Source organism: Acinetobacter sp. BZX-2, assembly GCF_055179795.1.
This window is the reverse complement of sequence record NZ_CM143686.1, coordinates 3084865-3107378: the sequence shown is the minus strand read 5'-3', so window position 1 is coordinate 3107378 and position 22514 is coordinate 3084865. Positions and strand designations below refer to the sequence as shown.

Below are 22514 nucleotides of genomic sequence, written 5' to 3'. Positions count from 1 at the left end.
CTTCGGTTCGACCTACTTTTCTTTCGGGAAAAGTAGGCAAAACCATTTGTCAGTCGCCAACTCGACAGATACTATCCAGTACCAAATATATTGCAAAAACAGTATATTACAGATGTAGCCCTGCCTCAAACAATGCGACTGACGTTTCCGCGTATCATATAGTTGAGCCTATATCTTATCCCGAACTCAGGTTAATCTATTTAATGACTATGTTGTAAGTGTATGATTTAAAAATAAAAAATTAGTTGAATTAAGGTTAAATGAGTTTGCTTAATTCAACTTTTTTATAGTCCGTTGGTGAAAATCCCGTCCATCTTTTGAATGCTCGTCTAAATTCACGTAACTCACTAAATCCTAGAAGATGACTAATCTCACTGATCGTATAATTTTCGCTTAACAGCGTTTTGGCTTTATGTTCTAAAACCTGTTGTCTAATCAATTGAAAATTGATGCCTTCATTCATTAACAGACGTCTTAAATGTCGTTCACTGAGATGAAAATGTTGTGCGGCTTGCAGCATGTCAAAACGGTCAGGAAGGTGAGTTTCAATCAAATGCTGTAAAACGTGAACAAGGCTAGGCTGATTGATCTGTTTGAATTGTTCAAAAGCTAAATCACAAATTTTAATTGCAGTTTGATAATTCGCAGGGCTGTAATTTTTCAGTGCTCTAGATAATATATTTTTGTTAAAACGGATTAAATTTCGAGTGCTATTGAATTGAATAGGGCAATTGAAAATACGCTGATAATCTTCTAAATAAGCAGAACCATCGTAACTGAGCTCTAAGAGAATAAGTTCTTGATGGTCGCCTAACATCATATTTAGACAGGTAATAATACTAGAAAAGACTTCATCACAAAAAAAGGCTGTTAAAGCACCGCATGGACTGCGTTCGGAGATTTCAATTTCGCAATAATCAGGTTGAATATGAACATCTAGGTTTAAAACGCTGCCCGAAATAGGATGATAATGCAGTGCTGTTTGCATAGCTTCAGCCACAGTTTTACAGGCTTGCATCGCAAAACCAAGGATTCCCATGGCAACTTGTCCTTCATGACTGCCAAGTAATAAACCAAGGTTTGGTCGTTGGGTATGGTTAACGGCATGTTGTACCACATTGCAAATATCTGAGAAATGAACAAAGCCTTGGTTTTGAATCATTTGATCCATATTGAGATTAACGTCTTTAAACCACGGTTGATAAGACCACTGTTGCTGTTCTGCATAATGAATCAAGCTACTCAGCAGTGTGGGTGGAATAAGAAATTGAGAAGTGACAAGTTCCGTTTGTTGAATAGGCATAAAGTCCGATTAGCCCCCCTTATTTTTGTTGCTTTAACCCTAGTGGGTATCGCATATTTTTGATTAACTTTCAATGTACTTCTCATGATGAGAAATAGAATTCAAATACAGGACAATGAAAATGTATATGGTTGGTTGGAGTAAACAAGAAATACCTATTCAGCCTAAAGGCTATGCCATGTTTGGTTATGGAATGTGGACACACCGTGCCGATAAAAAACGGACAGCACTATTTGCACGTACATTTTCTATCCGCGATGTGAATGAAGTACAACCGATTTTGATCTGCTGTCTTGATTTTGGCTGTATTACCCATGCGATGCGTAGTGGTGTGGTCGAAGTTTTAAAACAGAAACTAGCGGAACGCTTTGATGAGCAGCAACTGGTCTTGATGGCAACGCATACCCATTCAGGACCGGGAGGCTGCGCTTATGAAGCTTTATACAATATGCCGACGCCCGGTTTTGTCCCAGAACATTTAAATGCCGTGGTTGAAGCTGTCGTGCAGAGTATTCTATTGGCTATAGAAACTGAACAAGAAACAGAGATTCGCTATAACACGGGGCAATTTGATGAAAATACCCCTGTTGCATGGAATCGAGCTTTAAAGTCTTACAATCGTAATCCTGATGTGGTTCAACGAGATATTCATGAAACACATTTAGCATTGAATCGTGAAATGCAATTGCTTGGGTTCTATCGCCAACAACAGCTTTGTGGATTAATTTCTTTATTTGGTGTTCATGCCACTTGCTTGGGCAACAAACTGAATGCTTATGATGGCGACAATAAAGGCTATGCTGCGACATTCACTGAAAAATATCTCACTGCTCAAGGCATAGAGCAACCCGTGGCGATTTTTGCGCAAGCTTCTGCTGGGGATGTATCGCCGCATTTTCATGGGAAAAATCAGGATGCAATTCGCAATAAAATTCAGGGTGAAGCAGAATACCAATATGCGCAACAGAATGGACGCTATCAAAGTGATTTAGCCCTTCAAGCCTTGTCATCTTCAAGTCAGACATTAGAGGGGGAATTGGATGCAGTTTTGTCTTATGTCGATTTAAGTCAGGTTGAGATTCCGACTGAATTTTCCAAGGGAATCAAAGAAGCCAAGACCAGTGCTGCCTGTCATGGCGTGGCTTTCTTTGGCGGAACACCTGTTGATGGCAAAGGTGCAGCAAAACCCATCACCATGGCCATGTCTTTGCTGTCCAAGCAAGTACGTAAAAAACGTTTAGCTGATCCGAATGCGCCTGATTATGACAAATATCATGCTTTATACGCATCACAATTTCCCAAAGACATTATTTTAGAAAGCCCTGATAACCAATTGCTTGGAAAAGGATTGGATGTGCAACCGAGTTTTTTAGATCCTTTGATTCGGGAAATGAATCGTCAAGTTAAAGCGGGTGCAATTCAACACAGCCCATTGGTGCCCAGTATTGTCCCGTTACAGATTTTAAAATTAGGACAACTGTTATTGATTTGCTGTCCTGGAGAAATCACCACAACCTCAGCATACCGCGTGATTCAAACGGTTTATCAGGCTGTGCAAGGCAATTTGTCAACGAGTCAGGTTTGGTTAGCCTCTTATTGCAATGATTATATGGGTTATATCACCACCAATGAGGAGTATCAGCAGCAAGCTTATGAGGGCGGGCATACTTTATATGGTCAATGGACATTGGCTGCTGTTCAGTACAAGTTTCAAGGCTTGGCAAAGCAAATCAATTTAAAAAAAGCTTTGCGTAGCTATGATCAAAGCACACGACCTGTAGCAATCCCTCAGTATGAAATTGATCAAAGAACCAATTTTGGCAGTCTTAAAACTGCAGTACGTTAAAGGAATAATGAGATGAGTTCACAAGGAAAGAATCAGTGGAATAATTGGTCGGGCTATCAAAAGGCACAGCCTGAACATATTCTAAGACCACAAAATATTGAACAGTTGCAACAGTCGGTTCGAGAACATTCAAAGATTCGGGTGGTTGGTGCAGGGCATTCTTTTACGCCCTTGGTGTGTACGGATGCAACTTTACTTTCACTGGATCATATTGCAGGTGTGGACTCGGTGAATGCTGAATCGTCACAGGCCAGTATTTGGTCAGGCACTCGTTTATTCAATCTTGATCAATACCTACGGCCTGTCAATCAAGCTTTAATGCAACAGGGTGATATTGACCAACAAAGTTTAGCAGGTGCGGTATCGACAGGGACGCATGGTACAGGTATCGATTTACATTGTATTTCTGCTTATGTGAAAGAATTTGAATTATTAACGGCTTCGGGTGAAATCTTACGTTGTAATACGCTGGAAAATAAAGATATTTTTGATGCAGGGCGTGTGTCTTTAGGCAGTCTAGGGATTTTGACCAAAATCACCATGCAAAATAAGCCACGTTATAAATTAAAAGAACATGTTGAACTGTGCTCTGTCGAAGATTTTATTGCCAATATTGAACATTGGAAAACACAACATCGTCATATTGAATGTTTTGCTTTTTCACATGCAAAGCAGCTGATGCTGAAAACATTAGATGTTACAGATGAAGACGTTCAGCCTCGAAAAGAAAGTTGGCCTTCGGAAGATGCTTTATTGACAATGTGTTGTGAATTAATAGGAAAAGTTCCCGCATTGAATGCACAGTTACAGAAGCTTTTAGGCGTATTTATTAAACCGACAACATGCGTGGATTGGTCGAGTCAAATTTTCCCGACAGTTCGTAATACCCGATTTAATGAAATGGAGTATCAAGTTCCTGCTGAACTCGGTGTCGCCTGCTTACAAGAGGTTTTGGCAGCCCTAAAACATGCAAAATCACCAACCTTCTTTCCAGTGGAATTCCGATTTGTTAAAGGGGATGATATTTGGTTGAGTCCTTTTTATCAACGAGACTCAGTTTCAATTTCAATTCATCAATATCACAAACAAGCGCCAAGGCAGCTATTTGATGTGATTGAGCCCATTTTACAGCGTTATCAAGGTCGTCCGCATTGGGGGAAAATGCACAGCATGACCAGTGAGCAACTGAAACTACTTTATCCGAAGTGGGATGAGTTTATGCAGATTCGTGAACAACTCGATCCAACACAGAAGTTTTTAAATCCCTATTTAGAAAGCTTATTTCTATGAAAAAGTGATCGCATATAAATGTTGAAATATAAAGATTGAAAATAAGTGAGGCGTGTATGAATGACTTTTTTGAACAATTGAATGATGACTTAAAACAGCAAAATAATGCACTGCCACGCTTGATTATCGATGATCAGGCTTTTGCGCAAAATCTACAGTATGTTGCAACACAATTGCAATCTGCAAAGCATGTACAGCCACGAATCGTAGTGAAGTCTTTAGCTAGCCTTGAATTATTAAAACGGATTAGCCAACAGCTTGTTACACAAAGATTTATGGTCTTTCATTTACCACAATTACTTCCAATACTTGAAAACTTCTCCGAGGCCGATGTGCTTTGGGGTAAACCTATGCCTGTGAGTTCAGTACAACATTTTTATGAGATGAATCATCATTGGCAAGACGCAAATATTCAATGGTTGGTCGATACCCCTCAGCGCTTATTGCAATATCTTGAGGTCGCCAAGCGATTTTCTTTAAATCTGAAAATGAATATAGAGATTGATGTAGGACTACATCGAGGCGGGGTGAGTTCGCTACAAACCTTGTCAGATATGCTTAAAACAATTCGCCGTTATCCTGAATATTTAAAGTTTTCAGGGTTAATGGGTTATGACGCACATGTGGCTAAATTGCCATCAGTCATTAAGAAAGCAAACGATGCTTATCGGGAGTCTCAAGAGATTTATCAGCGCTATATTGCCATGATTCAGCAACACTTTCCTGATCTTTGTGTGAATAAACTTTGTTTTAATGGCGGTGGTAGCCCAAGTTTTAATTTTCACGTGAAACATAGTGTCTGTAATGATCTGTCATTTGGTTCGATGTTGCTCAAACCAAGTGATTTTGACAGTACAAGTTTAAGTGATTTAAAAGCAGCATTATGGATTGCAGCGCCCGTATTGAAAGTTTTGCCATATACGCAAGTTCCAGGATTACCCATTTTGAACAAATTACCTCATCGATTTAAGGCTTTGTTTGTTTATGGAGGCTATTGGATGGCAGATTATATTTATCCCAAAGGTATTCGTCCGCATTTGCTGTATGGACGCAGTTCAAATCAGGAAATGGTCAATGTACCGAAAGACACAGCAATAAATGTGGATGATTATGTGTTTTTAAGACCGACACAAAGTGAGGCGATTATTCCGCAGTTTGCTAGATTGTATTGTTATAAGAATGGGACATTTGCAGCGTGGGAAACGTTTAGGGAGTAGAGAAAATCATACAGGTGTTTAGGTGAATGATTTGTTTGTTGCTAGAATCACAGAAATAAAGATATTTGTTATTCGATTTTATTATGAAAAAAAATTCACCACTATTGCAAAAGTTGCTTCAATTACCATCGCTTGAAGAGAACTATCCACGGCTCAAGAAGTTTCCAACACAATTGACCAACTTGGAATTACACTTGCAGATGCTGAAGAGCTTGTAGAAATTGCAACCAATAAAAGTTTATTAGCAGGTACAGCTTCTGAATTTTTTGCCGTTCATTATGCATTATTTGCACTTGGCGGCTTAAAGTATGTAGAAGCATGTCCTAAGATTTTTACTCAATTTTACCGACTTGATGATCTTGATGATGAGTGGGCATGTAGCTTTTCAGATGCTTTCTCAATCATGGGGGAAGCAGTTATTCCTTATTTACTTCAAGGCTTACAGACAATTAAATTAGATATTATTTATGTGTTTACAGAGTGTTTAGGTGATTTAGCTCTTCAATTTCCACAATATCGTCAAGAAATTTTAGGTGCTTTAGATCAATTACATGAACGCTTTGAAAAGACAATGTTTAATCCGAATGCGATTTTTTATGGTGAAACTGCGGTTTTAATGGCATGGATGGATATGAAGGCTGTTGAGCGTATAGACTTAATTCGTGAGCTCAATCAAAAAGGATGCTTTGATCCACAATATGCAGGCTCAATAGAAGAGATTGAGTATGAATTCGGATTACGAGATAACCCACCACTAAGACCTCATTCGGCATTGCTAAACATGTATGAAATGAATCAACCCTTTCAAAGAACGGAAGAAAAATTTGGACGAAATGATCCTTGCCCATGTGGTAGCGGTAAAAAATATAAAAAATGTTGCCTGAAATAAGTTTATAGCGATTAATTGAAGACAAAGGTTTATAAATATTCAGCAAAGGTGTAAAATTTCACACACTTTTATATTGTTCCACCGATTTTATCTTGAGGAATTTCCTCGATCATAATCTCGCGGTGACATGCTCCATTGTACGGGGCATCACTCCTTAAGGATTTTTAAATATGCCTATTATCACATTGCCAAATGGCGATCAAAAAAGTTTTGACCAAGCTGTATCTGTGATGGAAGTTGCTCAAAGTATTGGGCCTGGACTTGCTAAAAATACAGTTGCAGGAAAAGTAAATGGTCGCTTAGTCGATGCAAGTGATTTAATTACCGAAGACGCTACATTAGAAATTATTACACCTAAAAATCAAGAAGGTGTAGAAATTATTCGTCACTCATCTGCACACTTGGTGGGTCATGCGGTAAAACAATTATTCCCAGAAGCAAAAATGGTGATTGGCCCTGTCATTGAAGAAGGTTTCTACTATGACATTTGGATGCCACGCCCGTTCACATTAGATGATATGGCTGCGATTGAAGAGCGTATGAAAAAGCTCATCGATCAAGATTATGACGTTGTCAAAAAAATGACACCTCGTGATGAAGTCATCGCAGAATTTACTGCACGTGGTGAAGACTATAAATTACGCTTGATCGCAGACATGCCTGAAGAAACGCAAATGGGCTTGTATTATCATCAAGATTATTTAGATATGTGTCGTGGTCCACACGTTCCGAATACTAAATTCTTAAAATCATTCAAGCTCACTAAAATCTCTGGTGCTTACTGGCGCGGTGATGCAAAAAATGAACAATTACAACGTATTTACGGTACGGCTTGGGCTGATAAAAAAGAGTTAGCTGCATATATCAAACGTATTGAAGAAGCAGAAAAGCGTGATCACCGTAAAATTGGTAAAGCTTTAGACTTGTTCCATATGCAAGAAGAAGCACCGGGTATGGTGTTTTGGCATGCCAATGGTTGGACGATTTACCAAGTACTTGAGCAGTACATGCGTAAAATTCAGCAAGACAATGGTTATCAAGAGATTAAAACACCACAAATCGTAGATTTTACGCTTTGGGAAAAATCTGGGCATGCTGCAAACTATGCAGATAACATGTTTACCACACATTCTGAAAACCGTAACTATGCGGTTAAACCAATGAACTGTCCGTGTCACGTTCAAGTGTTTAACCAAGGTTTGAAGTCATACCGTGATCTTCCAATCCGTTTGGCAGAGTTCGGTTCGTGTCATCGTAATGAACCATCAGGTTCTTTACACGGGATCATGCGTGTACGTGGCTTTACTCAAGACGATGCACATATTTTCTGTACAACTGAGCAAATTGGTAAAGAAGTTGCGGACTTTATTAAGCTGACTTTAGAAGTTTATAAAGACTTCGGTTTTGAAGAAGTACAAATGAAACTTTCTACTCGTCCTGAAAAACGTGTAGGTGCTGATGAGCTTTGGGATGTTGCAGAAAAATCTTTAGCAGATGCTTTGGATGAAGCGGGTCTGGAATGGGAAGAACAACCGGGTGAGGGTGCGTTCTATGGTCCTAAGATTGAATTTTCATTGAAAGACTGTTTGGGACGTATCTGGCAGTGCGGTACAATTCAGTGTGACTTTAACTTACCATTGCGTTTAGATGCTTCTTATGTCACTGAAGATAACGATCGTGACCATCCAGTGATGTTACATCGTGCAATTCTTGGCAGTTTTGAGCGTTTTATTGGTATACTAATTGAACACTACGCTGGCTTTATGCCACCATGGTTGGCTCCAGTCCAAGCATGTGTAATGAATATTACCGATTCTCAGGCGGTTGCATGTGAGCAAGTCGTCGCAAAACTCAAAGAAAATGGAATTCGAGCAATTTCAGACTTGAGAAATGAGAAAATCGGATTTAAGATTCGTGAGCGTACTTTAGAACGTATTCCATATTTATTGGTTCTTGGTGATCGTGAAGTGGAAGAGGGTACAGTCAATGTACGTACTCGTTCTGGAAAAAATTTAGGTACTATGTCAATTGATGCATTTGTTGACCTAGTGAAAGTAGCCGTTGCCGAACGCGGCCGGTATATTGTGGAGTAAGAAAGATTAAACAGCCTGACCGTAACCAACAACAAGGTGCTAAAAGCAATCGTCCTGCATTAAACGATGAGATTAAGGCAAAAGAAGTCCGTCTTGTCGCTGCAGATGGTGAGCAAAAAGGTATCGTGACGCTTGCAGAAGCGTTGCGTGCTGCTGAAGATGCAGATCTTGACCTTGTTGAGATTGTGGCAAATGCAGAGCCGCCTGTTTGTAAAATCATGGACTTCAACAAACATTTATTTGATCTGAAGCAAAAGCAAAAAGATGCTAAAAAGAAACAGCATCAAGTTCAGGTTAAAGAAATTAAATTGCGTCCAGGTACAGACGTTGGTGATTACAACATCAAGCTGCGTGCCATTCTGAAGTTTCTTGAAGAAGGCAACAAAGTTAAAATTACTTTGCGTTTCCGTGGTCGTGAAATGGCTCACCAACAGATTGGTCTTGCTCAATTACAAAAAATTGAAGCAGATGTGGTTGATCATGGTGTGATCGAACAAGCGCCAAAAATGGAAGGTCGTCAAATGGGTATGTTACTTGGACCGAAAAAGAAAAAGTAATCATTCATTTGTATCAAAAAGCACTGCTCTCAGCAGTGCTTTTTTTATTGGCTCATGAAAGCGATTCAAGCAACTTTTCAATACTTAGATTATTCATTGAGTTGAGGTTTACTTCCTGCTTCAACAATCGGAATATTTGCTTCAGTCGGGACATAAATAATTTGTTGAATTCTTCCATCACGTAGTGCTTTACCAAAAGCACCAATAAACTCTTGCTTACGATACTCAGGATATTCTTTTGCAGCCTGTCCAACCAGCTTGATTGCTTCGGCACGTAACTTAGCACTTTCTAATTCTGCTTTAGCGACTTGTACCTGAATCATTTTAGATTGTTCAGCCTCGGCTAAGGCTGCCTGACCATCCATGCCTTGTTTCCAGACTTTGTAATGTGGCCAGCCAAATAAAAATAAAATAATGAATACAACAAGAAAGATCGCACCAATAAGTACGACAAACAGGTCTAAATTTTTTTGTCGCATATCGTTCATTTTTCACCTACGTTTGGATTGAAATAAGCGTATTGGTTTCAAATATACGCATGCTGTAATCAGATCGCTTTATTGTTTTCTTTGTTTCAATCTATGCAATCGGTTGTTTAAAGAATTTAACATCTTATATGCATAATAAAAACTTTTTTGAAAATCTGCTGGGTCTCTATCTGAAACCAGTCAATCTATTGAATACACTCTTTGCTTGAAATATGAAAATGTTAGGCAATATCAAAAGGTGATATTTATCTGAATTCTAAAGGTGGTGATCACAATTTATTGGATAATAATTGCAAAAAACTTATATTGGTTGAGTATTGAATCATGTTATACAATGAATATTTTCCCCAGCTATAAAATTTAGAAAGATATGAAAATGCAGAAGGATGAAACATGATTGATTTATATTATTGGGGCACACCCAATGGTCATAAAATTACCATTGCTTTAGAAGAAATGGGTTTGGATTATCAAATTTTCCCCATCAATATTTTAGAGAATGATCAATTTCAACCTGATTTTCTAAGAATCTCACCAAACAATAAAATCCCAGCAATTGTTGATCAAGATGGGCCGAATGGAGAGGCAATTTCTGTATTTGAGTCTGGTGCTATTTTGCAATACTTAGGGCGAAAAACAGGATTGTATTATCCAACAAATGAACAAGATCGTGTTGAGGTGGAACAGTGGCTCATGTGGCAAATGGGTGGCTTTGGTCCAATGCTTGGGCAAAATCATCATTTTAGTCAATTTGCCAAAGAAAAAATTCCTTATGCAATTGATCGCTATGTGACTGAAACAAAACGCTTATACAGTGTTTTAAATCAACAACTCATTGGTCAAAAGTTTGTAGCAGGTGAATATTCAATCGCCGATATGGCAATTCTACCGTGGATTTTGCGCTATGAATGGCAACAGATTCAGCTTGAAGATTATCCTTATGTTAAAGAATATGTTGAGCGTATGACGGCTCGTCCAGCAGTGCAAAGAGCATTATCGATCAAAGTATAAATATGTTTTTATGCTAAACTCAAAAACCACCATCTTGGTGGTTTTTGAGTTTTTGTATTTGGATATGATGATGAAAGCATTCTTTTTAAACTTAACTGGTATTCTCGAATCCAATTCAAAAATTTATTGGAGTGTGATTGTTGGAATTGCTGGATGTTTAATTTTATATATTGCTGAAATTGTTCATATTCAAAATTTATTTTCTCAAATCAATTCTCAAGATACTTCCGTTGTAAGAGCGATGATCGATCCGATCGCGCAACGTTACCAAACAGCACGTTTTGTGGTATTTGGTATTGCTATATTGTGGTCAGTATTTGAATATTTTAAAGCAAAAAAGCGTTTGAATTTGCAGTAAGATTCTAAGCAAAGATTAAGCGTTTCATGGCTTATTTTGTACTGTTTATTTCGGCATTTGGTGCAGCAACTTTATTGCCTTTACAGTCTGAAGCTGTTTTGTTGGGGTTGTTGGCACAAGCTCAGTTTTCCTCATATTTACTACTTTTGGTCGCGACGATTGGTAATGTTTTAGGCTCATGTGTCAATTGGTTTCTGGGTTTTAAAATAGAGCAATTTAAAAATAAAAAATGGTTTCCAGTGTCTGAGAGGAATATGCTGAAAGCTGAGAAAATTTATCAAAAATACGGTTTTTGGTCATTATTATTGAGTTGGACACCGATCATTGGTGATCCAATCACTTTGGTTGCAGGTTTGATGAAGGAAAATTTTTGGCGTTTTCTTTTTATCGTAACGTTTGCAAAATCCAGTCGTTATCTGTTTATTTATTGGGTTTATCTAGGTCTATTCTGAAAAGCTCTAAAATTAAAGACGCAAATAGCGCCTTTAATTTTGTTGCAAAAGCTTATTTACAATCATTTTGCTTAAATTGGATTTGATCACTAAAACTTGATTTTTTATAGATCCATAAGGTGCGGTATGAGCGCTTCACACTGACTTGAGCGTGTTCAACGGCTTCAATAACCTGTTGATCTATTGCATTTACACCAGAAAGTTTTGTGAGTTTCACCTGAGTAATTTCACCTTGTTTATTCAATTTAAATTTGAATTTGACCACACGATCTTTATTTTTTAGTAGTGATTGATCGAGTGCGAGTGAAGGTTGTTGAAGATAACGGAATGCAACTGATTTATCTTTTTCTTGTTTGATCCAATTTTGAGAATTAAATGAATAAGTACATTGTTTCTTTGAAGATATTCGGTCTTCAGCATTATTTAAACTTAAGGTAAATGTCTGATAGCCAACGATTGGAACGGCTTTACCATTCTTCTGTATGGGTTTAACTTTCGCATTCTCAACAGCATCAATCAGTTTTTGATCCAATGCACGAAGTCCTGTACTTTCTTGCACATCAGCTTCAATCACTTTTCCTGCTTGATCTGTCTGCACTCGAATAATTGCAGAACGATCTTCATTCTTTAAATCCGCCGTTTGGTAACTAAGCTGAGGAAATTTCAACCATTGAATACGTGTAGTGAGATGCTGAGCACCCGATTGCTCGGTGGTTGTGCCTTCGACTTTAATCGTTGGAAGTTTTTCTGTGCCATGTGAGTAAACAGGCAGATATAAAAGGCAACTTAATACAAGAACTTTGTTCATAGAATTGGCGATCATGCATTGATATTGCATGAGAGTTGTTAAATTGAACGAAGTATTTATCGAATTTGATGTTCAAGCAATAGAAAATGCACCCAAAGGTGCATTTTTTTATCATTTCTAAATTGTGGGATGAATCGTTTATGACTTGTTAGAAGATTCTGAGTGGCCTTGAGTAATATCAACCTTAAATAAATCAGTTGTTTTTACCCAGCTAATCGCTACAACGGCCATGGTCGTACAACCCCCTAAAACTGTTGCAGCAATTGTGCCCATATATTTTGCAGCCAAGCCTGATTCAAAAGCGCCTAATTCATTACTGGAAGATACGAACATGCCATTCACTGCAGCAACTCGACCACGCATATTTTCAGGGGGATAGACTTGTAAAATGGTTTGGCGAACGACCACAGAAATACTGTCACAAGCTCCTGTCATAGCAAGTGCAAATAATGAAAGCCAAAGATGATTTGAAAATGCAAATAACAAGGTAAATACCCCAAAACCTGCAACAGCCAATAACATATTTCGCCATGCATGTTGGGTCGGTGGGAATTTTGTCAATGCAATCATGGTGATGAGAGCACCTATTGAAGGCGCAGCACGTAAATAGCCCAAGCCTTCAGGGCCGACTTTCAATATATCTTCGGCAAAGATGGGGAGTAGTGCAATCACGCCACCAAATAATACTGAAACTAAATCCAATGAGATCGCCCACAGGACAATCTTGGTTTTCCAAATAAAACGGAAACCTTCACTTAAACTGTCCCAAAGATGATCGTGTTCCATGGTTGGGAATGTACGTTTTTTTAAGAGAGAAATTAGACAGAAGCAGATAAATAAAAGTACAGCAACAGAGAGTAAACTGGTTTCTCGACCTAATCCTGCCAGCATGAAACCACCGAGCATAGGCCCAATAATGACACCACTTTGCCAGCCGATGGTCGTCCATGTAGCACCGTTAGCATACAATTCACGTGGGATTAAAAAGGGTTTTAATGATGTAGCTGAAGGATTGTAAAACCCTCGAATGGTACCAAGTGCAAAAATAACCGCATAAATTCCCCAAGATAGTGTATTTACACTGATTTGTCCTTGATCATAATTGTGAAATAACCACCACAATACTAAAGGCAGAGGAAAAGAAAAAAATAAACACACTTTCATAATGCTTTGTTTATTCAACTTATCTGCAAAATAACCACCCCAAAGAGAGAGTGCAATAAAAGGTATCGCTTCTGCTAAACCAATTAAACCCAGTGTAAGTGGGTCTTTAGTAATTTGATAAAGTGAATAGGCAACAATAATTTCTTGAATTAAAATGGCCAGTGTTAAACAGAATTGATTGATCGTGACAATTGAAAAATCTCGATAGCGGAGTGCAGCAAAAGCATCCTGAGCAGGGTTCATAATTATCCAGCTTTATCATAATGTGATTATTATAGTGTGAATAATAAACATGATGAATTATTTTTATTGTTAATAATACAACTCTGTGACTTGTGAATAGATAGATAAAATAACCACAGTTTTGCTTTTGTTTTATACAAAGATGATTTAGAATATTGCCTCCCTTACCTGCAGGTCGTCATCGCAATGGTGCGAACGTACCGAACAGGTGTTTAAAGAGGTTGTTATGGCTAAGTTAAAAACTCGCCGTGGTGCAGCTAAGCGATTCAAAGCGACTGCTAACGGTTTCAAGCGTAAACAAGCGTTCAAACGCCACATTTTGACCAAAAAATCTGCTAAACGTATTCGTCAATTGCGCGGTTGTGTCATGGTTCACGTAAGTGACATGAATTCAGTTCGTCGTATGTGCCCATACATCTAAGGAGATTATAAATGGCTCGTGTAAAACGTGGTGTACAGGCTCATCGCCGTCATAAAAAAATTCTTGCTCGTGCTAAAGGTTACTATGGCGCGCGTTCACGTGTTTATCGTGTAGCGTTCCAAGCAGTAATTAAAGCAGGTCAATACGCTTACCGTGACCGTCGTCAGAAGAAACGTCAATTCCGTGCTTTATGGATTGCGCGTATCAATGCTGGTGCTCGTCAAAATGGTTTGTCGTACAGCCGTATGATCGATGGCTTGAAAAAAGCTCAAGTGATCATCGACCGTCGCGTACTTGCTGACATCGCTATGCATGATTCAGTTGCATTTGCTGCTTTAGCTGAAAAAGCTAAAGGCGCATTGGCTGCTTAATCGTCTTAGATGATTAAAAAAGACCGCTTTTATAGCGGTCTTTTTTATGTCTGGTGTTTATTCTCTATTTTTATTTTTGAACTGTTATTGTGGAAATTTTTCTAAATGAATTTCCCCAAGACGTCCAAAATATTGCACATTTTTACCTGTAATCCATACAGAATAACCAATACAAGCTGCTTGATAAGTTAATGCTTTGAAAAGTGGATACATCACTTGTCCTGACTGCGCGCCTAGAATAGCTTGTTTAACCAATTGTGCATCAAAATGTGCGGCGATTGAAGTTGCATCAGTTTCAAAAGTATGGCGAACACTTGCCCCATTGGGAAGGTAATAGGTTGTTTCACCACGTCGATAATCTACAGTGTAAGATTCAATGCCAACAGAGATTAGTTGCTGAATCACTTCGCCAAAATGAATTTCACCTGAGTTGGATTGCTCAAATACAGCATTAATCGTTGAAATTTGTTTTGATGTAAAATCTGTCATTGTTACTGCTCTAACTATTTTGTTTATGGCATTTATTTGATCAAATTATAGAGTGTGGTTCTATGCGCAAACAATACCATTTTCGTCAAGTTGGTGAAGACAGTTATATTTGGGATGTGCATCATCTGATTCAACTGAGTCAAGATTTTCCAATCATTGAAGTCCCATTAGCAAATATTCAAGAATTAGATGAAGCATATTGGTTTCCAGATACACATCCAACAACTCAGCAAATCATTGAACATTTCAAACTAATTCAAGCAGCAGATTTTAACTATCCTATTATTTTATGTGCCAATGGGCGAGTGATGGATGGTATGCATCGAATAGCAAAAGCCAAACTTTTGAATTTACCAACTATTCATGCTGTACAGTTTGAAATCACGCCACAACCAAATTTTATCAATATTGATGAAGATGAGCTTGATTATGAAGATTAATCAAGACTTTATAAGCTTATAAAATCGCATAAATGCTGAATCTATACACAAAATCAACATGAAAAGTATAGGTCTTTGGCGGTACGTGAAATAAAGTTAAACTGACAATAAAAATTGGAGTTTTAGCATGCGAGTTGAAATTGAAGGTCTGCAACAAGGTTCAATCGAAGTAGAGTTACAAGTTTTACCAAGAATCGGGGAAACGCTTAAAGTGATGTATGGCGCAGATGCAGAAGTCAAAGGCGAAGTGACTGGTATTGAACATTACATTAACCAACATGCCAATGAACAAAAGGTGATTTTAACGATTCGACCATTATTCTAAATGTTCATTATTCTAAAGTTGACAATCTAACGATAGTTTCTTAATTTAAGTTTTACAAATTCAATAAGAAAGTGGCTAAATTTAGCTGCTTTTTTATTTGGTGCGTGTTTAAAAGCATCGGCAGAATTTTAAGAAGTGAATAAATCATTCATGAGCCAGCTAAAAAATTGACAATAAAAATATGGGGAGATTCAAATGATTCGTATTGCTTTAGACAGTGATGCACAACAAATTGCAGAAATTCATGTACAAAGTTGGAAAGAAACCTATACAGGTATCATAAAACCAGAAGTTTTAGATAATTTGAGTGTTCCCAAAAGATTGACGCTTTGGCAACACATTATTCCTGATCCAGACCATCAGCTCTTTGTGTATGAAAAAAATGGACGAATTTTAGGATTTTTAGATGGCTATTTGAATCCGAATAGTCATATTGCAGAAATTCGAGCATTTTATTTATTGAAAAATATTCAAGGTGAAGGGATTGGACGTGCGATGTTTGAAACATTTCATCAACTTGTGCATCCGAAGCAGCACAGTATTCTTCGTTTAGAAGTGATCAATAAAAACCCAAGTCGCTATTTTTATGAAAAAATGGGTGGACAGGCTGTGGGAGAGGAAGATGCTTCTGATCTCGGAGAAGGGGTTACGGAAGTATCTTATCAATGGAAAATTTTTTGAAAATTAAGAATCAGAAGTGATCGATGTCAGGTTTGAGATATTTAGTAAGCTAAAAAACATTGGTTTGTTATGGGTAAGGTTATGATTTATTTGGTTTTTTAATCAAAAAGAGACAGCAATTGTCGAGGAACAATATTGCTGTCTAGTTGCACAATTGAGTGTATTTATAGTCCAAAGTAATAAGCAGCGATACAAATTAAGATGGTAATAATGATTAAGGTTAAGACGCTCGATTTTCCAACCTTATGATCACCACTTGGTTTTGAACTAAACGATTGACGTTGTTCTGTTTTTGTATTCTCAAACGGTGAAGCGACCACTTTCGGTGTTAAGCGAGCGGATTTGTAGTGATTGGCGATTTTAGTTACTGATTTGGCAGTAAGATCATCCAATTTCTGAGAAAAATGACGCAAATTCAGCTGTTCATCAGCACTTAATGCATGTTCATTTTCATCATAAGGATGCTGAAGTTTAGCGTGTACAAACTGAGACAAGGCTTCTAAGCGATGCAGCGTTTCATGAGCATAATCTGCTTGATCGTCTGTTGGTAATAATGACAGCTTTTGCCCAATTTCTTCATCTAATTGTTCTGTTGTACTTAAACCTAAATAGGGTTGGTCTTTATTGATTGGTTCTTGAAAGCCTTGCGCATATTTTGTATTAAATAATTCATTATCGGTATAAGTATCAATATCATCCCAATTGGGTGGGGCTAAATCTTGTTCAATGCGTTTGTTGTATTTTGTATTGAGTTCAAATTGCCAAAATACTTCCGAGCGAAGTTTGGTTCGCTGAGCAAGCGGTGCTTCATAATCATTATCAGCGTTATACCATTCAGCCAATTCTTTACCAAAAATCCAAGCTGTCTTTTTCTGAGGGGTGTGACTGACAATAAAATGTGTAATTGGCAGTAGTTCAACATTTGGATTTGGGTTCTTTTCTTCATTCAGTACTGATGAGAGATGAAGGCTTAAACGATTAACGCCTTGTTTTTTAAGCCCCTCTAACCAAACTTGAAAATGTTGAGCAAGTAAGTGTTGACTGAGTAAATCTCGAAAAGCAAAAGTATGCTGATTAAATATGGCATGATTTACCCAGCGGTTGAAGCTGAGTTCTTGGGATAGATATTCATTGCCATAAGTAACAAGAGTAAGTTGTTGTTTCCAGATTTGATCGAGTGCCATTTTTTATCAATCTCAGCGACATTCGTTTCATTTTATACTTATTATAAATCAGAGTTCTAGCCTTTCATTTTCATTCGTATCGGAAAATATACAATTTATTGGGTCTAAGGAGTGACTAATCATCATTTTTGTCGCGGGGAAACTTCATCCAACTGCATAAAAACTGGTAGAATACCGAGTTATATTATTTTTCTAAATTGTTGCTTTGAGAGTTACTATGTCACTGGAAGCCCTGACCACTGAAGCGCTCGCTGCGATTGCAGCAGCTCAAGACCTTGCTGCACTCGATCAAGTACGAGTGCAATTTACAGGGAAAAAAAGCCAGCTTGCGGAACAATCTAAGGCACTTGGTAAAATGGATCCTGAAGAGCGTAAAGTTCAGGGTGCTGCAATTCATGCTGTTCGTGAAGCGATTAATACAGCGCTCACAGAACGCCAAGCGGAATTACAAAAAGCTGCGTTAGAACAAAAGCTTGCAAGCGAAACGATTGATATTACCTTGCCGGGTCGTGGGCAAACTGTGGGTAGTATCCACCCTGTGACTCAGGTTCAAGAACGTATTTGCCAATTCTTTACTAAAGCTGGCTTTACGGTTGCGACAGGTCCTGAAGTTGAAGATGATTATCATAACTTTGAAGCATTGAACATTCCGGGGCATCATCCTGCACGTGCAATGCATGATACTTTCTATTTTGATGCAAACCATTTGTTGCGCACGCACACTTCAGGTGTGCAAATCCGTACGATGGAAAGTTCTCAACCGCCAATTCGTATTGTCTGCCCAGGTCGTGTGTACCGTTGTGACTCTGATCAAACGCATTCACCGATGTTCCATCAGATTGAAGGTTTATATGTTGCGGAAAATACCAGCTTCGCAGAATTAAAAGGTTTATTGGTGAATCTTTTAAATGAATTCTTTGAAAAAGATTTGAAAGTACGTTTCCGCCCATCTTACTTCCCATTTACTGAGCCAAGTGCTGAAGTCGATATTATGGATGAACGTGGCAAATGGTTAGAGGTTTTGGGTTGCGGTATGGTGCATCCTAACGTGCTGCAAGCGGCGGGTATTGACCCTGAAAAATATAAAGGCTTCGCATTTGGTTTGGGTGTAGAGCGTTTTGCGATGTTACGTTATGGCATCAATGACTTGCGTATGTTCTACCAAAATGATGTGCGTTTCTTACGCCAATTTGCTTAAACAGATTTATACCTCTCCCTGCCTCTCCTAAAAGGAGAGGGGTTGTTCGTGATAACACAGGGTTCTCTCCCTTTGGAAAAGGGAGCGTTAGAGAGGGATTCTAAAATTTAGATTTATAGGTATTGATCAATCCCCCTAAACCCCCCTTAAAAAAAAGGGGGACTTTCACCGACAGCAATGCAGTGCGAGGTTTTCCCCTCATTTTGAAAGAGGGGTTAGGGGAGATTAAGGAATGAATGTATGAAAATTAGCGAGAATTGGCTTCGCACGTGGGTAAATCCTGCAATTGATAGTGAAACGCTATCTGACCAACTCACCATGTTGGGCTTAGAGGTAGATGACTTAACACCTGCGGCTAAACCTTTTACAGGTGTCGTTGTTGGTGAGGTTGTGACGGTAGAGCAGCATCCAGATGCAGATCGTCTACGTGTAACCACGGTTAATATTGGTACTGGCGAGCCTTTGCAGATCGTATGTGGTGCGCCGAATGTACGTGTAGCGATGAAAGTTCCTGTAGCAACGATTGGTGCTGTGCTTCCAGGTGACTTTAAAATTAAAAAAGGCAAACTTCGTGGAGTCGAGTCACAAGGCATGCTTTGTGGTGCTTCTGAAATTGACCTAGAAGATAAGATTGATGGGCTTTTAGAGCTTCCTGCCGATGCACCTATTGGCCTCAATATCCGTGAATATTTAAATCTTGATGATCATGTGATTGATATCAGTATCACACCTAACCGTGGTGACTGTTTTAGTGTTCGTGGTATTGCTCGTGAAATTGGTGTGATTAACCAACTTCCAGTCACAGCACCAGAAATTAAAGAAGTTAGCTCAACGATCACAGATCAAAAGCAAGTTAATGTTGATACAGATGGTTGCCCTCGTTATTTAGGTCGTGTGATTAAAAACGTCAATACCAAAGCACCCACACCTGAATGGATGGAGCAAGCACTTGCACGTTCAGGGATTCGTCAGCATAGTATTTTGGTGGATATTACCAACTATGTATTGATCGAACTTGGTCAGCCATTACATGCCTTTGATGGTGGTAAAGTTCAAGGTTCAGTGCATGTACGCCAAGCCAATGCCAAAGAAAAATTGGTGTTGTTAAATGATCAGGAAATCGAGCTCACTGAAGATGTGATGGTGATTGCTGATGATGAAAAAGCATTAGCAATTGCAGGGATTATGGGTGGTTTATCTTCATCTGTTACAGATGAAACCACTGAAATTTTCCTTGAATCGGCTTTCTTTGCGCCATTGCATATTGCAGGTCGCGCACGTCGTTATGGATTGCATACAGACGCATCACAACGTTATGAACGTGGTGTAGACTTTGAATTACCGATGATTGCAATGCATCGTGCATCACAATTGATTCAAGAACTTGCGGGTGGTGAATTTGGTCCAATCACTGTGGCTGAAAAAGTTGAGCTATTGCCAAAACGTGAAGCAATTGTGTTAAAACAAGCTCAAGTAGATCAATTGCTCGGTTATCAGGTTGAATCTTCGTTTATTACAGATGCTTTACAGCGTTTAGGTTGTAATGTGACTGAGAATGCTGAAGGTGAGTGGACAGTCGTACCGCCATCATATCGTTATGATATGGCAATTTATCAAGATCTTATTGAAGAAGTTGCACGTATTCATGGCTATGACAATATTCAAATCAGCTTGCCTGTGATAGATGTACAACTTGCAAAGCATCAAGATCAATTTGATCTAAACCAACTTCGTCAAACTTTGGTGACTTTAGGTTATCAGGAAGCGATTAGTTTTAGTTTTGCAGATTTGAAACTTGAAAAGCAGTTAAATTCGCAAGTGAATCCTTTGGTATTGGCCAACCCAATTTCAAGTGATTTAGCGGTGATGCGCTCAACTTTGCTTTCAAGTTTGATTCCATGTGTACAACATAATATCAATCGTCAGCAAAACCGAGTTCGTTTCTTTGAATTAGGTTTACGTTTTGATTATCAAAATGCACAAACAATTGATGATCTCAAACAAATACCGACTTTAGCGATGATTGCTGTAGGTGCTAAACAAGCAGAATCATGGCATGGTAAAGCACAGCCAATGGATTTCTTTGATCTCAAAGGTGAGGTAGAAGAGGTTTTAGCTGCTGGTCGTGTTAAAGTTGAATATGTACGCACTGAGCGAGAATGGTTGCATCCAGGTCAATCTGCTGAGATTATAGTTGCTGGAAAATCAGTTGGTTATTTAGGTCGTTTACACCCTTCTTTAGAAGATGCACTAGATTTGGGCATAACTTGGGTTGCAGAACTCGATCAGTCGGCTGTTTTGCAAACTTATGTATCTAATTTTACAGAATTATCACGATTTCCATCGGTTAGACGTGATATTGCGCTTTTAATTAATGATAAGATTAATGTTAGCGAAATTCAGCAACTTATCGAACAAACAGGTGGAGCGTTATTGAACTCAACTTGGCTATTCGATGTGTACACCGGTCAAGGTGTTGAAAACGGTAAACGCTCTTTGGCATTTGCATTGTTGTGGCAACACCCGTCACGTACTTTGGAAGATGCTGAAATTAAATCTGGTATGGATAATATTATTCAAGTGTTAGAAAACACTTATCAAGCGACATTGAGGGCCTCATGACAGCATTAACAAAAGCAGAAATGGCTGATCATTTAAGTGAGCTTACGAGTTTGAACCGTCGTGAAGCAAAACAAATGGTCGAGTTGTTTTTTGATGAAATTAGCCAAGCATTAATTGCTGGTGAACAAGTCAAACTTTCAGGATTTGGTAATTTCGAATTACGTGACAAGCGTCAACGTCCTGGTCGAAACCCAAAAACAGGGGAAGAAATTCCAATCTCAGCACGCCGTGTTGTTACATTCCGTGCAGGTCAGAAATTTAGACAACGTGTAGGTACAGAGCAAGACGATTAATCATTAATTGTATTGTGAAAGAAGCCCTGAGTTTAACCCGGGGTTTTTTTTATGCCTAAGGTTTTATGGGCTGAGAAGCTTGTTTAATGTGTTGCAGGTTTTTTATTTATCTTTTTATTTTTAAAGCAAAAAAAAGAGAACCAAAGGTTCTCTTTTTTCGATAATAATCTAAGCGATTATTAGTGAGCAGCTGAAGCAGCAGCAGTAGCGTCAGCAGCAGCAGCAGTAGCGTCAGAAGCAGCAGCAGTAGCGTCAGCAGCAGCAGCAGAAGCGTCAGCAGCAGCATCTACAGCAGAAGCAGCAACAGCGTCAGCAGCAGCAGTAGCTTCAGAAGCAGCTTCTACAGCTTGAGAAGCAGCAGCGTTTGCATCAGCAGCAGCTTCTTCAGTTTTTTTAGCACAACCAACGAAAGCTAAAGTAGTAGCAACTGCAGCAGCAATAGCGATTTTTTTGAATAACATGGCATCACTCTCATAAATTAAATTGAGACAAAAAACCCAAGTTAGCCTGTTTTTTGCTTTTTGCATGGGCAGCCTAACTGGTATGCGAATATGCTATCACTGCGCATTTTGAATTGCTACTGGTTAAAGTAAAAAAACTGATGAAATTGATGAAAAAATGTTGTTTTTTTAACAGAAAATTACAATTGATTTGTGTTTTTAGATTGGTTTGTCGATAAATAACTTATTAAAAAACATAGAATTTATTTGGTAATGATTTTATTATTCAATTGCTTGCAATGTTAGGTAACACGCTAAAGTGGCATTTGTA

At 38.5% G+C, this 22514-nt stretch carries 24 protein-coding genes; 17 read left to right on the top strand and 7 right to left on the bottom strand.

Annotated features, from left to right (window positions below; translation table 11 throughout):
- Positions 1-256: 256 nt before the first annotated feature.
- Entirely contained in the window at positions 257-1303 is a 1047-nt protein-coding gene (locus tag ACY45D_RS14600; protein ID WP_463107376.1) for an AraC family transcriptional regulator, read from the bottom strand.
- Positions 1304-1424: 121 nt separating this feature from the next.
- On the opposite strand from ACY45D_RS14600, the gene ACY45D_RS14595 reads away from it, so the two are divergent.
- The 6 genes from ACY45D_RS14595 (at position 1425) to infC (ending at position 9195) form a co-directional block, all read left to right on the top strand.
- Entirely contained in the window at positions 1425-3149 is a 1725-nt protein-coding gene (locus ACY45D_RS14595) for a neutral/alkaline non-lysosomal ceramidase N-terminal domain-containing protein (RefSeq protein WP_463107375.1), read from the top strand.
- Positions 3150-3161: 12 nt separating this feature from the next.
- The gene (locus tag ACY45D_RS14590; RefSeq protein WP_463107374.1) at positions 3162-4439 is read left to right on the top strand and encodes a D-arabinono-1,4-lactone oxidase; all 1278 of its coding nucleotides are present in this window, start codon (positions 3162-3164) and stop codon (positions 4437-4439) included.
- A gap of 56 nt (positions 4440-4495) precedes the next feature.
- Positions 4496-5656: an alanine racemase gene (locus tag ACY45D_RS14585; RefSeq protein WP_463107373.1), complete on the top strand. Its 1161-nt coding sequence runs from the start codon at positions 4496-4498 to the stop codon at positions 5654-5656.
- Between the two features lie 403 nt (positions 5657-6059).
- A complete protein-coding gene (locus ACY45D_RS14580) occupies positions 6060-6545 on the top strand; it encodes a YecA family protein (RefSeq protein WP_463107372.1) in 486 nt (161 codons plus the stop codon).
- 170 nt (positions 6546-6715) lie between these two features.
- A complete protein-coding gene (thrS, locus tag ACY45D_RS14575; protein ID WP_463107371.1) occupies positions 6716-8638 on the top strand; it encodes a threonine--tRNA ligase in 1923 nt (640 codons plus the stop codon).
- Positions 8639-8643: 5 nt separating this feature from the next.
- On the top strand, positions 8644-9195 hold the full coding sequence (infC, locus tag ACY45D_RS14570; protein WP_463109495.1) for a translation initiation factor IF-3: 552 nt from the start codon (positions 8644-8646) through the stop codon (positions 9193-9195).
- Positions 9196-9284: 89 nt separating this feature from the next.
- On the opposite strand, the gene ACY45D_RS14565 is transcribed toward infC, so the two are convergent.
- Positions 9285-9674, bottom strand: coding sequence for a hypothetical protein (locus ACY45D_RS14565; RefSeq protein WP_463109494.1), 390 nt, complete (start codon positions 9672-9674; stop codon positions 9285-9287).
- 402 nt (positions 9675-10076) lie between these two features.
- Between ACY45D_RS14565 and ACY45D_RS14560 the strand changes: the two genes are divergently transcribed.
- The 3 genes from ACY45D_RS14560 (at position 10077) to ACY45D_RS14550 (ending at position 11504) form a co-directional block, all read left to right on the top strand.
- Positions 10077-10694, top strand: coding sequence for a glutathione S-transferase N-terminal domain-containing protein (locus ACY45D_RS14560; RefSeq protein WP_463107370.1), 618 nt, complete (start codon positions 10077-10079; stop codon positions 10692-10694).
- A 70-nt stretch (positions 10695-10764) separates the two neighbouring features.
- Positions 10765-11052 carry a hypothetical protein gene (locus ACY45D_RS14555; RefSeq protein ID WP_463107369.1) on the top strand — a complete coding sequence of 96 codons (288 nt, stop codon included), beginning with the start codon at positions 10765-10767 and terminating at the stop codon, positions 11050-11052.
- Between the two features lie 26 nt (positions 11053-11078).
- Complete coding sequence (locus ACY45D_RS14550; RefSeq protein WP_463107368.1) at positions 11079-11504, top strand: YqaA family protein; 426 nt, start codon at positions 11079-11081, stop codon at positions 11502-11504.
- Between the two features lie 52 nt (positions 11505-11556).
- On the opposite strand, the gene ACY45D_RS14545 is transcribed toward ACY45D_RS14550, so the two are convergent.
- Both ACY45D_RS14545 and ACY45D_RS14540 read right to left on the bottom strand, forming a co-directional pair.
- Positions 11557-12312 carry a TonB family protein gene (locus tag ACY45D_RS14545; protein ID WP_463107367.1) on the bottom strand — a complete coding sequence of 252 codons (756 nt, stop codon included), beginning with the start codon at positions 12310-12312 and terminating at the stop codon, positions 11557-11559.
- 138 nt (positions 12313-12450) lie between these two features.
- Entirely contained in the window at positions 12451-13719 is a 1269-nt protein-coding gene (locus tag ACY45D_RS14540) for an MFS transporter (protein ID WP_463107366.1), read from the bottom strand.
- Between the two features lie 226 nt (positions 13720-13945).
- Here ACY45D_RS14540 and rpmI point away from each other — a divergent pair, with 226 nt between their 5' ends.
- Positions 13946-14140 (top strand): 50S ribosomal protein L35, encoded by a 195-nt coding sequence (rpmI, locus tag ACY45D_RS14535; protein ID WP_002054552.1) that lies wholly within the window; start codon positions 13946-13948, stop codon positions 14138-14140.
- Positions 14141-14151: 11 nt separating this feature from the next.
- Positions 14152-14511 carry a 50S ribosomal protein L20 gene (gene rplT, locus ACY45D_RS14530; RefSeq protein ID WP_004723060.1) on the top strand — a complete coding sequence of 120 codons (360 nt, stop codon included), beginning with the start codon at positions 14152-14154 and terminating at the stop codon, positions 14509-14511.
- 84 nt (positions 14512-14595) lie between these two features.
- Here the strand turns inward: rplT and ACY45D_RS14525 are convergent, their stop codons facing one another.
- Positions 14596-15000 (bottom strand): DUF1398 family protein, encoded by a 405-nt coding sequence (locus ACY45D_RS14525; protein ID WP_463107365.1) that lies wholly within the window; start codon positions 14998-15000, stop codon positions 14596-14598.
- Between the two features lie 62 nt (positions 15001-15062).
- Here ACY45D_RS14525 and ACY45D_RS14520 point away from each other — a divergent pair, with 62 nt between their 5' ends.
- The 3 genes from ACY45D_RS14520 (at position 15063) to ACY45D_RS14510 (ending at position 16446) form a co-directional block, all read left to right on the top strand.
- On the top strand, positions 15063-15440 hold the full coding sequence (locus ACY45D_RS14520; RefSeq protein ID WP_463107364.1) for a hypothetical protein: 378 nt from the start codon (positions 15063-15065) through the stop codon (positions 15438-15440).
- A gap of 127 nt (positions 15441-15567) precedes the next feature.
- Positions 15568-15765 carry a hypothetical protein gene (locus ACY45D_RS14515; RefSeq protein WP_463107363.1) on the top strand — a complete coding sequence of 66 codons (198 nt, stop codon included), beginning with the start codon at positions 15568-15570 and terminating at the stop codon, positions 15763-15765.
- Between the two features lie 195 nt (positions 15766-15960).
- On the top strand, positions 15961-16446 hold the full coding sequence (locus tag ACY45D_RS14510) for an N-acetyltransferase family protein (RefSeq protein ID WP_463107362.1): 486 nt from the start codon (positions 15961-15963) through the stop codon (positions 16444-16446).
- A 164-nt stretch (positions 16447-16610) separates the two neighbouring features.
- On the opposite strand, the gene ACY45D_RS14505 is transcribed toward ACY45D_RS14510, so the two are convergent.
- Positions 16611-17630, bottom strand: a complete 1020-nt coding sequence (locus ACY45D_RS14505) for a hypothetical protein (RefSeq protein ID WP_463107361.1) — start codon at positions 17628-17630, stop codon at positions 16611-16613.
- Between the two features lie 217 nt (positions 17631-17847).
- On the opposite strand from ACY45D_RS14505, the gene pheS reads away from it, so the two are divergent.
- The 3 genes from pheS (at position 17848) to ACY45D_RS14490 (ending at position 21743) form a co-directional block, all read left to right on the top strand.
- Positions 17848-18828: a phenylalanine--tRNA ligase subunit alpha gene (pheS, locus tag ACY45D_RS14500; protein WP_463107360.1), complete on the top strand. Its 981-nt coding sequence runs from the start codon at positions 17848-17850 to the stop codon at positions 18826-18828.
- A 240-nt stretch (positions 18829-19068) separates the two neighbouring features.
- Positions 19069-21450: a phenylalanine--tRNA ligase subunit beta gene (gene pheT / locus ACY45D_RS14495; protein WP_463107359.1), complete on the top strand. Its 2382-nt coding sequence runs from the start codon at positions 19069-19071 to the stop codon at positions 21448-21450.
- Entirely contained in the window at positions 21447-21743 is a 297-nt protein-coding gene (locus ACY45D_RS14490) for an integration host factor subunit alpha (RefSeq protein WP_010117259.1), read from the top strand. Before pheT ends, ACY45D_RS14490 begins: the two co-directional genes overlap by 4 nt.
- Positions 21744-21922: 179 nt before the next feature.
- Here the strand turns inward: ACY45D_RS14490 and ACY45D_RS14485 are convergent, their stop codons facing one another.
- Entirely contained in the window at positions 21923-22204 is a 282-nt protein-coding gene (locus tag ACY45D_RS14485; protein WP_089606022.1) for a hypothetical protein, read from the bottom strand.
- Positions 22205-22514 lie beyond the last annotated feature (310 nt).

Bases quoted from the DNA above. Each gene is read 5' to 3' on its own strand.
- ACY45D_RS14505 (WP_463107361.1), bottom strand. From the start codon at position 17,630: ATGGCACTCGATCAAATCTGGAAACAACAACTTACTCTTGTTACTTAT.
- thrS (WP_463107371.1), top strand. From the start codon at position 6,716: ATGCCTATTATCACATTGCCAAATGGCGATCAAAAAAGTTTTGACCAA.
- ACY45D_RS14490 (WP_010117259.1), top strand. From the start codon at position 21,447: ATGACAGCATTAACAAAAGCAGAAATGGCTGATCATTTAAGTGAGCTT.
- ACY45D_RS14485 (WP_089606022.1), bottom strand. From the start codon at position 22,204: ATGTTATTCAAAAAAATCGCTATTGCTGCTGCAGTTGCTACTACTTTA.
- ACY45D_RS14545 (WP_463107367.1), bottom strand. From the start codon at position 12,312: ATGAACAAAGTTCTTGTATTAAGTTGCCTTTTATATCTGCCTGTTTAC.
- rpmI (WP_002054552.1), top strand. From the start codon at position 13,946: ATGGCTAAGTTAAAAACTCGCCGTGGTGCAGCTAAGCGATTCAAAGCG.
- ACY45D_RS14555 (WP_463107369.1), top strand. From the start codon at position 10,765: ATGAAAGCATTCTTTTTAAACTTAACTGGTATTCTCGAATCCAATTCA.
- ACY45D_RS14600 (WP_463107376.1), bottom strand. From the start codon at position 1,303: ATGCCTATTCAACAAACGGAACTTGTCACTTCTCAATTTCTTATTCCA.
- ACY45D_RS14585 (WP_463107373.1), top strand. From the start codon at position 4,496: ATGAATGACTTTTTTGAACAATTGAATGATGACTTAAAACAGCAAAAT.
- ACY45D_RS14515 (WP_463107363.1), top strand. From the start codon at position 15,568: ATGCGAGTTGAAATTGAAGGTCTGCAACAAGGTTCAATCGAAGTAGAG.
- ACY45D_RS14565 (WP_463109494.1), bottom strand. From the start codon at position 9,674: ATGCGACAAAAAAATTTAGACCTGTTTGTCGTACTTATTGGTGCGATC.
- ACY45D_RS14510 (WP_463107362.1), top strand. From the start codon at position 15,961: ATGATTCGTATTGCTTTAGACAGTGATGCACAACAAATTGCAGAAATT.
- pheS (WP_463107360.1), top strand. From the start codon at position 17,848: ATGTCACTGGAAGCCCTGACCACTGAAGCGCTCGCTGCGATTGCAGCA.
- ACY45D_RS14595 (WP_463107375.1), top strand. From the start codon at position 1,425: ATGTATATGGTTGGTTGGAGTAAACAAGAAATACCTATTCAGCCTAAA.
- rplT (WP_004723060.1), top strand. From the start codon at position 14,152: ATGGCTCGTGTAAAACGTGGTGTACAGGCTCATCGCCGTCATAAAAAA.
- ACY45D_RS14590 (WP_463107374.1), top strand. From the start codon at position 3,162: ATGAGTTCACAAGGAAAGAATCAGTGGAATAATTGGTCGGGCTATCAA.
- ACY45D_RS14540 (WP_463107366.1), bottom strand. From the start codon at position 13,719: ATGAACCCTGCTCAGGATGCTTTTGCTGCACTCCGCTATCGAGATTTT.
- ACY45D_RS14520 (WP_463107364.1), top strand. From the start codon at position 15,063: ATGCGCAAACAATACCATTTTCGTCAAGTTGGTGAAGACAGTTATATT.
- ACY45D_RS14550 (WP_463107368.1), top strand. From the start codon at position 11,079: ATGGCTTATTTTGTACTGTTTATTTCGGCATTTGGTGCAGCAACTTTA.
- ACY45D_RS14580 (WP_463107372.1), top strand. From the start codon at position 6,060: ATGGGGGAAGCAGTTATTCCTTATTTACTTCAAGGCTTACAGACAATT.
- ACY45D_RS14560 (WP_463107370.1), top strand. From the start codon at position 10,077: ATGATTGATTTATATTATTGGGGCACACCCAATGGTCATAAAATTACC.
- pheT (WP_463107359.1), top strand. From the start codon at position 19,069: ATGAAAATTAGCGAGAATTGGCTTCGCACGTGGGTAAATCCTGCAATT.
- ACY45D_RS14525 (WP_463107365.1), bottom strand. From the start codon at position 15,000: ATGACAGATTTTACATCAAAACAAATTTCAACGATTAATGCTGTATTT.